Raw genomic sequence first — 11,792 nt, forward strand, 5'->3', positions numbered from 1 at the left:
TCACCCCTTCACGATCATGCGCGTCGCGGTTGCGGCGCTCTCGGTGTTGACGGCGGTCGTCACGAGCGCGGCCTGAGTGGCGCTCAACTCTCCGAGGCCGGCGAGCAGCGCCGCACCGTTGGCGGCATCCGCGATCCTCGACGTGCCCTTGTCGGAAACCGTGACACCGGCGTTCGGCGGCGCCGGTTGCACGTACGGATTCCCAACCTCGCTCACGGCCCTGCCGACATTGGTCTTCGTGGCGTAGGAGCTGGCTAGGGTGGCGAACGTGCCCGCGAACTCGATCATCGCCGACGGCTCGTCTGGGTTGCGCACGTAGGTCTGGTACGCCACCGTCGCCGGGGTCGGGGCGCCGACCTTCGGGGTGGTGGTGGCAGCGATGCGGCATCCGCCGGTCATCTCCTCGAATCCCGAGCGGGCGAGCAGCGACTCGTCCTCGAGTGCGAAGAACTGCCCCGGGGCGAACGCCGTCTTAAGCTCGCTGACGGCGCCGACGAGCCCGGAGTCGGGGGTCGCCGTCGGCGTGCCGATGGTGACCATGTCGGCCTTCACCGATGCCGAGCCGATGCGCGCGATCTTGACGCCCAAGGGCACCTGGGTCTGCGACACCTCGACTCCGGCCAGCGGATGCGCGATTCGGCCCTGGATATCGTCGACCTCGGCCAGGGTGACCAGTTGCGCGGCGTGGTCGGGCAGCTGCACCTTCCAGGCGTCGGGCTCGTTCATCGCCGCTGCGGCGATCTGGAGGGCATCGACTGTGGCGAGGATCGGCGGCGGCTTCTCACCCCACTCGACGGGACCGAGATCCTCGTCGAAGGTGGGGAGGAACCAGACGTCGACCTTGATGTGGCCGGCCAGGCGGAATGGTTTGGTGCCCTCGAGCGAGCCGCGGAAGACGATGGAGCAGAGCGTGAAGCCGAGCAGCTCCACCTCGACGCCCACCTCGATGGTGATCTTGAAGGCGAAGCGCGGCGCCCAGATGAAGATCATGTCGAGTGTGAGCCAGGCCTTCGCCACGATGACTGAAAAGTCCGCGTTGAGGCGCCCGTCGACGCCGAGCATGACCGAGCCGGCCGTGATGGCGAAGTAGGCCTTGATGACGAAGCTGATCGCCTTGGACGGCGAGAGGTCGATGGTGACCCTGTCCATGTCTCCGAGCTTCGGCTTACCGCCCGTGAGCTTCTCGTACTCGGGGTGAAAGCCGCCGACCGAGAACTCGAACGCTCCGTTGCCCGACCACTGGATGTAGAGGCCGAGGTCACCCGAGATCTTGATGCCAGCCACGGTGGAGTCGCGCATGCTCGCGAACAGCAGCAGGTAGTCGGGGGTGATCGCCACGAAGACGTCAGCGCGGATGTCGGTTATCGGCGCCTCCTTCGTAGGCACCCGCACCCGCAGGGAGCCGAGGATGACGATCATCGGATCGGGAAGCGCAAGCACCACGCCGAGCTTCATCTCCACGAACTTCGCCTGCGAGCCCCAGCCGAGTTCGACGATCGGGCCGAAGACGAAGCCGCCATCCTTCGGCGGGAACACGTGCGCCACCTTGTCGAGCAGCTTGGGCGCCTCGGCGACGGGGTTGTCGGGAAACAGCATCTTGTCGAGGATGTGTTCCTTCATTCCGGAGCGCAGCTCTTCGAGGTCGAGACCACGGTTGAGTGCCAGGATGCCGCCGATGCCGTTCAGCGTGAATCCCATGCTCAGGTCGATGGCCACGGGGAAGCGCACGCCGATGACGAGCACGATGGAGAACGGGTCGGGCGAGAGGATGACGATGGCCGACAGGCCGAACTTGAGGATCTGCAGCTGGACGACCCCGCCGAACTCGACCCGCCTCACGTCCTGCCCACCGACCTTGTAGGTGCGTTCGACGCGTTGGATGAACCCGCCACCCGTGACGGGGCCGGCCTTCACTCGCAGGCCGATCGCATCCGGCCAGCGTGGGGAGACGGGGAGATTGAAGACGGCCTGCTGCTCGGCCACGCCGTCGGGAGTCACGACGAAACCGGAGCCGACGATCTGCAGCCCGATGACAGCGCCCAGCTTCGCTGCGATTGACGTGGTCAGTTCGAATCCGGTGACCTCACGAGCCGGGTTGCGCACCAGCCCGAACGCCACCTCGCGCAGTTCGACTCCGGGGAACGAGAACCGCGTGGGCAGGACCGCCTTCTCATTGCCACGGCCGTCACCGATGTAGAACCCCTGTCCGGTGTCGAGCGAGACTGTCGTGAGGGTCGTGGCCTTGGGATCTTCGGAGCCCGGCATGACCTTCGCCAACAAGGGATCGCTCGTAAGGCCGGGCTGCAGGATGGTGCGGAAGCGCAGACCGAGGATCGCCACGTCGCCGATGAACCACTTGCCGTCGCGCTCCAGCAGGCTGGTCTTCTCCTCGGCCGTCGGGTTCGCGATCTCGCGGTCGCTGAACTGCAGAAACGCCTCGAACGTGACCTGGTCGAGCGTCATCGCGCCGAGCTTCACCTGGCCGGAGCGAAGGAACGTGGCCGCGAGGAGGAACTTTCCGTCGGTGCGGTCCAGGGCGAGGTTGTCGCCGAGTTTCTTCACCAGGTCGTCGACGCCGAGCACGTTCTTCCCGAAGCTGTTCAGGAGTTTGCCGGAACCGGCGCCGAGATTCTTGAACGGTTGCGCCCACGGGTTCCACAGGTCCATCAGGCTGGAACGGACGGTCTCGTCGACGGTGCCGTCCGCCTTCTTGGCAAGCTCCTTGGCGACGATGTTGAACGCCTCGTCCATGGCTGCGAGGGCCATGCCGATGCGCACGGCGACCCTCGACGCGGTATCGACGTTGAAGTCGTCCTTGTCGATGTCGTCTGCCGACTCCTTCACCATCTTGGCGATGAGTTCGGTCTGCTTCTTGATCTTCTCGGCAATCGGTTCCACCAGGGCGACGGCGGCCTTGATGTCGGCCTTGAGCTTGTCGAAGGTCGGCTTCACGTCGCCGACGACGCCGAAGGTGACGATCGACTCGAGGAACGGCACCGTGTCTTTGAAGGACGTGCCGCTCATGTGGCCGAGGCGTGAATTGGCGAAGGCTTCGATCCCGTTGAGGAATCCGGTTCCGATGTCGGTCATCGTGTCCCACTTTGTGTTCAGGAGCAGCGCTGGCCTGCGGTCCTGGCTTCGTGCGTCCGTCCGCGGTGCTGGGGACGTTTCGGCTCCGGGCGCGGACCGACGGGTGTGCGGGTGCGGAGCGCGGGCGGAGGACGCCCGAACACAGCGGGCATCGCGAGAATTCAGTTGTTCCGGGGTGGTCAAGTGGCGCGACGTTGCGGGAGCTGAGAACTAATCTGGTGAGGACTATAGTCCCGGGGCAGGGCGGGCGTCTAGAGGCCCGCACCCATCCTCACGTTCGTTCGTCGGTGCGTTCAGGCCGAACAGATCGAGCAGATCGTCAGCAGCCCCGTGGCACCCGCACCACGGCTATCGTGTTATCGATCCGTTCTTCATTGCGATGCGAGCAAGTGGAGGTGCCCCATGGGTAGGAACCTGGTTATCTGTCTCGACGGCACGGGCGCGCAGCCGCGAGCAAAGGGCGACTCGAATGTCATCAAAGTGTTCGGGATGCTCGACCTCACCGATCCGGCGAAACAGATCGCGTACTACGACCCGGGGGTGGGTACATTCTCGTCGTCCGCTTCGTGGGGACCGCTCGCCCGTTGGTTATCGCGCATCGGGGGGCTTGCGTTCGGCAACGGGCTGCGCCAAAACCTTGGCGAGGCGTACACCTGGCTGATGCGGGAGTGGAACCCCGGCGATCGCATTTTCGTGTTCGGATTCAGTCGCGGCGCCTATACAGCGCGCGCCTTGTCTGGCATGCTCCGCACGATCGGCCTTCTGCACGCCGGTTCCGAGAATCTCGTGCCGTACGCGGTTTCCGAGTTCACCAGGCGCAGCAAGGATGACCGCCCTCAGGGAAGCGATGGCGTCACCACCCCGGCCAGCACACCCCCCGGACGCCCGGCACCCCGCACCCCGCAGAACGTCGCCTCGAGGGCATTCTGGGCCGCCATCGACGAGTTTTCCGGGAACTTCGCCCGGAAGGTCAACGGGCGGAGCACCGTGCCCGTCGCCTATATCGGCGCATTCGACACCGTGAAGGCGGCCGGCTTTCTCAGGTGGGACATCAAATGGCCCTACACGCGCAAGCTCGAGAACGATCTGCGCGTGCGCCACGCCGTGTCGATCGATGAGAAGCGTCGGCCGTTCCGCGAATACCTCGTCACGCCGTCTCCTCAGTCCCGGCTGGAGGAGGTCTGGTTCGCGGGCGTGCACACGGATGTCGGGGGCACCTTCGAAGATGACCCGCGCCTCTCGACCGTCACCCTCAAGTGGATCGTCGAGGGCGCCATCGAGGAGGGAATGCTCGTCGAGCCTCGTCCGTACGCGAAAGCGTGCACCGTCGCTGAGCTCAACGCCAACGGAACCGTGCACTCGAACAGCTGGATCTGGAGGATCTTCATCGATCGAACCCGCCCGATCCCGCCGAACGCGTTCATCCACTCGAGCGTCCGGCCCCGAATGGCGACTTCGGGCTCCTATGCCGCTCGCGCCCCGGCGGGCGTCCAGTGGGCCGACCCGAATTGGATGAACCTCGCCCCGCTGACCGGTCAGGCCACCGCTCCCACCGAGCCGGCTCCCGCACCTGCACGATCCCCAGTGCCAGAGGAAGGACCGGTCCGGCCCGTTACACCGTGAAGGTCACCTCACTCCACAGCAATCCCGGATCGACTACCACCTCGGGGGGCGCCGCGACGGGAGCATCCGCCCGGATCAGGTGCGTGTTGTGTTGCGCCAGGGCAGTCAGCAGTTCTGCTTTGGGAATGGTGTTCTCCCAGCGTTTCACCAGTCCCCACGGCAGCATCGCGTAGGCCCCGTCCCCGAGTACGGATTCGACGAACGGCTTCGGAGTCGCGTTGTGTGACCCGTGGTGGCCGATCTTGTAGAACGCCACGTTACTCACCAGCGCCTTTGCCGCGGGGTCGTCGAGGATGTGCTCCCACGCCCCCTCTTGCGAGTCGCCCACGAAGAGCAACCGGGTTCCGACCACGTCGAGCACGAAGTACACGCTGGTGTTGTTCACGGACCGTTCGAGTACGGCAGCTGCCGCGAGTAGCGCGTCGTCGTCGGTGCCGAGCTGGGTGAGGCGAAGGGATGCGCGCGCATCCCGCAGCTCCGAAGGGATCGACTGGACTTCCTCATCCGCCACCACGTAGATCGGCGCGAACATAGTCGGAGTTTCGTCGTCGTCCGCGTTCTGGTCCGGGTCGAGCTGAAGCCACCGTGCCGACGCCGGAGGATCCATCAGCGCGAGCTGCTTTGGATCGCGCGATGGACCCAGCAGGTGGATGCTGGCCCCCTCGATGGGCAGGCCGATCACGTTCTTCGCCGGGTCCACGTCGGGAACGTACATGACCGGCGGCCTGTTCTTGAATTGCGTACCGTTGCGGCTCAGTAGCCGGTCGGTCGCTTTCGCGTTGCCCATTGAGTTCGCTGCCAGCGAGCTCGCCAGCGCAAGCGGGGCCGACATGTTCCCGGAGTTCGCCTTGGCCCTCGCTTCGATGAAGCCGTGGATTTGGGTCGCCGTGGACACGAGCGAATTGCGCAGCGCCCGGGCATCCGGATCGTTCGCGTCTTCCACGAACGGGACCAGCACCTGGCCGACGTCGACACTGGTCCATTTGTCGACGGCGAAGCCGCTGATGTGGTCCTGGTGGTGGTGGGTGGCGACGACGATGTCCAGGTGCGGGGGCGAGCCGGCAGGAGCGACCGCGGTGAGGTCCGCGATGATCGTCTGGACCACATCGGAGATGGTGCGTGTGACGCCGCTGATCGTCGCTCGGCCCTGGCTGTGCACCCCGCAGTCGACGAGCATCCGCCATGCCTTGGCACCGCGCGTGATCGTGATCATGAAACAGTCACCGAAGCCGACGTTGTACATCCGTACCGTGACAGACGTCTGGTCAGGCATGGGGACCTGCTTTCGGCGTCGGGTTCGCCTCTGCAGCGTGCAGCGCCGCAAAGGTCATGCGCAGTAGCGATGGTTGGTCGGTCCAGGCCGCCAGCGCATCCGCCGACGTCACGTGGTCGCTCCACGCCTCCAGCGTTTTCGCCCGCTTCGCGCCCATCTCCTGGCACGATTCCGCGAACGCGCGCACCGCATCCGGTTTCCCGGCGAATGTCTCCGGCTCCGAAAGCGCACCAGGGTTCGTCAGCGGCAGCGGCTTGACCACGACATGCATCACCTGCCCGTCGACGCGCGCGATCACCGTCGTTCCTGCCCGGATTGCTATTCGTTTGCCTGCCGGCAACGACTGGTCCTCAAGCTCCAGGTGGCGTTGCGCGAACAAAGCCACCACGATCGGGCGTGGTTGCAGGTCGGCTGCTTGCGCGAAAACCGCGTGCACCCCCACCAGCTCCAGGGCGAGGTCCGGATCCAGGCCGAGTTCGTGCGCGTGATACTTGCCCCACTCGATGAGCGCCACGGCCGTCGCCGAATTCGATTTCGCCGCTCCCGACTTCGGCACCGTCACCGGATGCGCCGACACCGCAGGCCTCGCATGAGTGGAGGCCGGTGCCGGTGCATCCGGTTCCTTCGACCCTTCGATCTCGGGGTCCCCGCTCGCGCCCGTGATCGATGTCGACGCCTCGCCGCCCAAATCGAGGTTCTGCGTCGCCTCCAGAATGAGGGGCGCCATATCTACCCGGTGTGCCCCGCGGGTCAGGCTGAGTGTCGGATCGGCCGGCCCCGGCCACGCCAACGCTTCTTCCGCCAGCGAGGACACCGACGGTGGGTGGATCCCACGCCGCCTCAACGCCTCGACGAGGTTGGTCCGCAAGCGCATCGCATCATCCGGGAAGAGCGCCCGGTCGGCCGTCACGATCCCACGGACCACATCCCCGAACGTCACGTCGACCACCGGCAGATATTCGAAGGCCCGCACGACCATCCCGAGCAGCCGGTCTGCGTTCCGGATAGCCTCTACCGTCACCCGTTTCACCAGGTCAGGTGGCAGCGCCCCCGGCGGCAATACCCCCGTTCCGCCCGTCGCCAACCGGCGAAGGTCGCCGATCTGCCTCAAGTAGGTGTCGAGGTAGGCGTCGAAAACCGCCGCCACGAAACACGCCCCGCGTGAGTGGGGCTCGGTCGCCGCCAGGAACGCGTCTGGAGTGCGCGGCGACCCGATGGCCGACCGCAATGCCGCACCGCGTCCCGTCGACTCCCCGAATTCCAGCGCCAAGTTGAGCAATGCCGACCCCTCCTTCAGGTCCGTGCTCGAGTTGGCCACCGCCTCAGACACCACTTCGGGGAAAAGGAAGTGGTGGAACAGCGCCACCAGGTCGGCGAAGGCCTCGTGCCACGCGAAGACATCCGGATTCGACGCCTCTGAGAAGTACTTGCGGATGCGGTGGACTATCGCATGCGTCACTTCGTGAGCCACAACATCGACGCTCAAACACGTGAACATCACCTGTCCGGGCAGGTTCGATCCCGGATCGTGTTCGTCGGCCTTGTAGTAGCCGAAGAGCACCGCCCGCCGCGTCGGATCGAAGAACGCATTACGGCCTTCGAACGCGTGCGGCACGATCCGCAGCTCCCGCCCACCGCGCCAGCGGAACCGCCGTCCCCCGAACCGTTCGAACCGTTCGATCACGCTCATCGCCACCGCGTAGACGACCTGCTGGTGCGTGCGCGGATCGCTTTCGGACGGACGAAGCCCGCCCTGGGCCAGGATCGCCGGATCGTTCAGGTCGACCGGCCGGTACCAGACACCGTGGGCCGCGTCGTAGTCGACCACCTGCAGCAGCCCTCCCGAGGGCCCCGGCTCCAAATCCCGTTCGAAGGGAACGTCGACCGTCAAAAATCGGCCGCTCAGACGTGTCGACATCGGATCGAACGCGTAGACCGGCAACGGCCGCCGAGCGGGCAGCCTCACCGGCGGATCATTCCGGAGTGCCGGGCGTGATCGCGGCTTGTCTCTGGGTTCTGCGTCACCCATTAGTGCCTTCTTCCTTCGCCTCACCCTCCACGGTGAGTGCTGCGCACGAGATGCTGACTCGATCATCCCGCTCGTTGCACGGATTGGGAACCCTAGACGAGGCCCAACCACCCTCCGAATGTTGGATTGGCGCGCGACCGTTCCCGGCCCGCGATCACTTTCCTGTTCCCGGTAACCCTCGCGAGGCGTTTAGTGTTGATCCAACGGTGCGGACCCCATCTGGGGTCGCCGCGGCGAAACTCTCTGGGGGCATGGCCATGGTGAGCAAGAATCCGAAGGTCGAGGAAGCCGATGAGAGCGAACTCGAGGTCAGCAAACCCAAGGAGTGGGCTGCGGGAATCCCGGGCGTAACGCACTCCATGGTGCCGGCGATCGAGCACATGGGCGTCAACCGGACCCGCAAAACGGTGCTCGCCATGAACCAGAAAGACGGCTTCGACTGCCCCAGTTGCGCCTGGCCTGATCCGCACCACCGCAAAGCGTTTGAATTTTGCGAGGAGGGCGCCAAGGCCGTCACCTGGGAGGCGACTCCCGTCGTCATCGCCTCTGAATTCTGGGCTGAGCATTCCGTGAGCGACCTGCGGGCTCGCAGCGAGTACTGGCTGGGCATGCAGGGCCGGCTGACCGAGCCCGTCTATAAGCCCGCCGGCGAGGATTACTACCGCCCCATCACCTGGGACGAGGCCATCGAACTGGTCGCCACCAGGCTCAACGCCTTGGGCTCTCCGGATGAAGCGGCCTTCTACACCAGCGGCCGCACGTCCAATGAGGCGGCGTTCCTGTACCAGTTGTTCGTGCGCGGTTATGGCACCAATAACTTGCCGGACTGTTCGAACATGTGCCACGAGTCCTCGGGCTGGGGCATGGGCCAAACCATTGGCGTCGGCAAGGCGACGGTCACTTTCGACGATTTCGCGGCGGCGGACCTGATCATCTTGATGGGGCAGAACCCCGGCACGAATCATCCTCGCATGCTCAACGAACTGGAGGCCTGCAAGCGCAATGGCGGCTCCTTGGTCGCTGTCAATCCGCTGCCCGAGGCGGGGCTCAAACGGTACAAGAACCCGCAAAAGGTTCGCGGCGTCGCAGGAAAGGGCACCGAGCTGGCCGACCAGTTCCTGCAGATCCGGCTGGGCGGGGACATGGCCTTGCTGCAGGCGGTTTCCAAGCGGGTGCTCGACGCCGAGGCCAGGAACCCCGGCACTGTTCTTGACCACAAGTTCCTGGCGGAGCACTGCGAAGGCCTTGAGGAGCTGAAAGAGCACCTGGCTCAGCTCGACGAGCAGGAGGTGCTCGAAGCGACCGGATTGCGAAACGAGGAGATCGACGAACTCGCGCAGCGGTACCTGAAAGCGGACAAGGTCATCATCACGTGGGCCATGGGCATCACGCAGCAGAAGAAGGGGGTCGCCACCATCAAGGAGATCATCAACCTCCTGCTACTGCGGGGCAACATCGGCAAGCCCGGAGCCGGCGCCTCCCCCATCCGCGGCCACAGTAACGTGCAGGGCGATCGCACCATGGGCATCTGGGAGCAGATGCCGCCGGCATTCATGGACGCCCTCGGGAAGGAGTTCGACTTCGAACCGCCACGGGAGCACGGTGCCGACGCCGTCGAAACGATCCGCCGGATGCAGGAAGGAAAGATCAAGTTCTTCCTGGCCCTCGGGGGCAACCTCGTGGCGGCGATCTCCGACACTGCCGCAGCGGAAGCGGCGATGGAACAGACCGACTTCACTGCCCAGATCTCCATCAAGCTCAACCGGTCCCACATCTCCACCGGGAAAGAAGCGCTCATCCTGCCCACCATGGGTCGAACTGAGATTGACATTCAGGAGACCGGCAAGCAGTTTGTCTCGGTCGAGGACACCGTGTGCGCCGTGCACGCATCCTGGGGCAGAGTGGAACCGGTAGCCCACACGCTGTTGTCAGAAGTGTCGATTCTCTCGCGGCTGGCCAAGGCGACTCTCGGGAACAAGGTCAACGCCGACTGGGACGGCTTTGAAAAGAACTACGACTTGATCCGCGACCATATTTCCCGGGTGGTGGCGGGGTGTGAAAACTACAACGAGCGGATCCGGCAGGACGGCGGCTTCATTCTGGAGAACGGCCCGCGGGACTCACGCACCTTCCACACGCCCACCGGCAAGGCAGTGTTGACGGCGAACGACCTTGAGGCGGTGGAACGCCCTACCGGGACGCTGATCCTTCAGACCCTGCGCTCTCATGATCAGTTCAATACGACCATCTACGGCTTCAACGATCGATACCGGGGAATCAAGAAAGGCCGTCACGTCATCATGGTCAACGCGGAGGACATCACCGAACTGGGTTTGGCCGACGGTCAACTGGTGGATGTCTACGGAGAGTACAAGGACGGCAAGGAGCGGGTACTACGCGATTACCGCGTGGTCTCCTACCCGACGCCGCGCGGTTGCGCCGCTGCTTATTATCCGGAGGCGAACGTCCTCGTGCCGCTCGATCACGTTGCGGATGGCAGCAACACGCCAGTCTCGAAGGCCGTCATCGTTCGACTGCGGCTGCCCAGGTCCGCCGAGACTGATACGGCTGGTGCGACGGCAACCGCTCCGGCGTAATCTTGGAAACCCAACAACGCCCGCCGATCTTACTGGGCTGAGTCGACCCAGCCCTTACTGTCGGGACCGTCGTGAGTACCGCCGCTGACCAGGCCACGGGCCTTCTCTACCGCCGTGTGGACGGCGGACTGAACGTCCTTCTTGCCGCTGTTGGTTGCCTGTCCGGCTGCGAACCCCACGACAAAGGCGCTGATGGGCCCGGCGGAGGGCCTCACCGCCGTGGATTCCTCAGCCAACTGCAGGATCAACTGGCTATCGACTTCCAGGTCCAGGAGCTGCAGCGCCTGAGTCAGACGGCGACTCCATTGGGCCAGTGCGAGCTTTTCATCGGACGAATCGGTCATCGGTGCTCCCCAAACGGTGGTCCCCCGGAATACCCGGGAACGGCATCCGTCAAGACTGGCACCGTCGTCGGCTCAGCACAATGCGCGGCAACTACTCCCGGCGGGATTTACGGCTAGCTCGGCCCGAAGGCCCGAGCGCGGTCACAACACACAGGTTCCCGGACGGGCGCTTGAAGGTCGCCAGGTATTCCCGGAACGGCTCAATCCCCCGCACCGTTCCCATTCCCGGCTTCTTTCCAGTTGGCGCAGTCCGCGATGTGCAGAATCCCAATCTTCATGAGTTGTCCCTGGGGCGTAATGGGCGAGCTGGGTGGCGAGGCCGCCGAGTGCAGAGATGATGTGATCCGGCTCCGCGAAGTAGCTGGGGTAGATCTCGTCTGCGCGGTTCAGCCATGCTGTGCGAAAGCCCGCCTGTGCGGCCCCGTGGATATCCCAGGGGTGCACGGCCACCAGTAGCAGATCGGCCGGCTGGACCCCGCAGACATCAGCGGCGTAGTCGTCGGCAGAACGCACCGGCTTCCATGCGGGGGCGTCTTCAACCGTGAGCAGTGACTCGAACTCGCTCCGGAGACCGGCCCGGGCCAGGAGGGACTCGGCCACCTGCGCAGACCCGTTGGACAAGGTCACCAGGCGCAACCCCGCCTTCTTCAGATCCCGAATGCCGTCGGCAATGTCCGGGTGCAGGCTGAGTGTGGCGAAGCCGTTCATCACGTGGTCCACGGCCTCGTCAAGGCTGCGGGTCAGCGCGACGTCGTGGAGGATCGCCCGCAGGATCTCGGAACCGATCACGGCAAACTCGGCAGTTTGAGTTTGAGGTGCGATGGTGCATACGGGCG

7 protein-coding genes are annotated in these 11,792 nt (G+C 64.9%); 2 read left to right on the forward strand and 5 right to left on the reverse strand.

All coding sequences use genetic code 11. The annotated features are described in order from the left end of the window. Window positions 1–3,090 (reverse strand): DUF6603 domain-containing protein, encoded by a 3,090-nt coding sequence (locus IWX89_RS08195; protein ID WP_196903072.1) that lies wholly within the window; start codon window positions 3,088–3,090, stop codon window positions 1–3. A gap of 330 nt (window positions 3,091–3,420) precedes the next feature. On the opposite strand from IWX89_RS08195, the gene IWX89_RS08200 reads away from it, so the two are divergent. Continuing rightward, complete coding sequence (locus IWX89_RS08200) at window positions 3,421–4,713, forward strand: DUF2235 domain-containing protein (RefSeq protein ID WP_196903073.1); 1,293 nt, start codon at window positions 3,421–3,423, stop codon at window positions 4,711–4,713. On the opposite strand, the gene IWX89_RS08205 is transcribed toward IWX89_RS08200, so the two are convergent. Together IWX89_RS08205 and IWX89_RS08210 are read right to left on the reverse strand one after the other, a co-directional pair. Then, window positions 4,703–5,986, reverse strand: a complete 1,284-nt coding sequence (locus tag IWX89_RS08205) for a hypothetical protein (RefSeq protein ID WP_196903074.1) — start codon at window positions 5,984–5,986, stop codon at window positions 4,703–4,705. The two genes, IWX89_RS08200 and IWX89_RS08205, sit on opposite strands and share 11 nt — an antisense overlap. Further along, a complete protein-coding gene (locus tag IWX89_RS08210; RefSeq protein WP_196903075.1) occupies window positions 5,979–8,015 on the reverse strand; it encodes a hypothetical protein in 2,037 nt (678 codons plus the stop codon). The genes IWX89_RS08205 and IWX89_RS08210 overlap by 8 nt, the downstream gene beginning before the upstream one ends. Window positions 8,016–8,272: 257 nt before the next feature. On the opposite strand from IWX89_RS08210, the gene IWX89_RS08215 reads away from it, so the two are divergent. Then, window positions 8,273–10,612: an FdhF/YdeP family oxidoreductase gene (locus tag IWX89_RS08215; RefSeq protein ID WP_196903136.1), complete on the forward strand. Its 2,340-nt coding sequence runs from the start codon at window positions 8,273–8,275 to the stop codon at window positions 10,610–10,612. Between the two features lie 29 nt (window positions 10,613–10,641). Here the strand turns inward: IWX89_RS08215 and IWX89_RS08220 are convergent, their stop codons facing one another. Together IWX89_RS08220 and IWX89_RS08225 are read right to left on the reverse strand one after the other, a co-directional pair. Continuing rightward, window positions 10,642–10,956 carry a DUF6457 domain-containing protein gene (locus IWX89_RS08220; RefSeq protein ID WP_196903076.1) on the reverse strand — a complete coding sequence of 105 codons (315 nt, stop codon included), beginning with the start codon at window positions 10,954–10,956 and terminating at the stop codon, window positions 10,642–10,644. A gap of 141 nt (window positions 10,957–11,097) precedes the next feature. After that, the gene (locus tag IWX89_RS08225) at window positions 11,098–11,745 is read right to left on the reverse strand and encodes an HAD family hydrolase (protein WP_196903077.1); all 648 of its coding nucleotides are present in this window, start codon (window positions 11,743–11,745) and stop codon (window positions 11,098–11,100) included. Between the last annotated feature and the right edge of the window lie 47 nt (window positions 11,746–11,792).

Source organism: Cryobacterium sp. MP_M3 (assembly GCF_015752155.1).
Lineage (GTDB): Bacteria > Actinomycetota > Actinomycetes > Actinomycetales > Microbacteriaceae > Cryobacterium.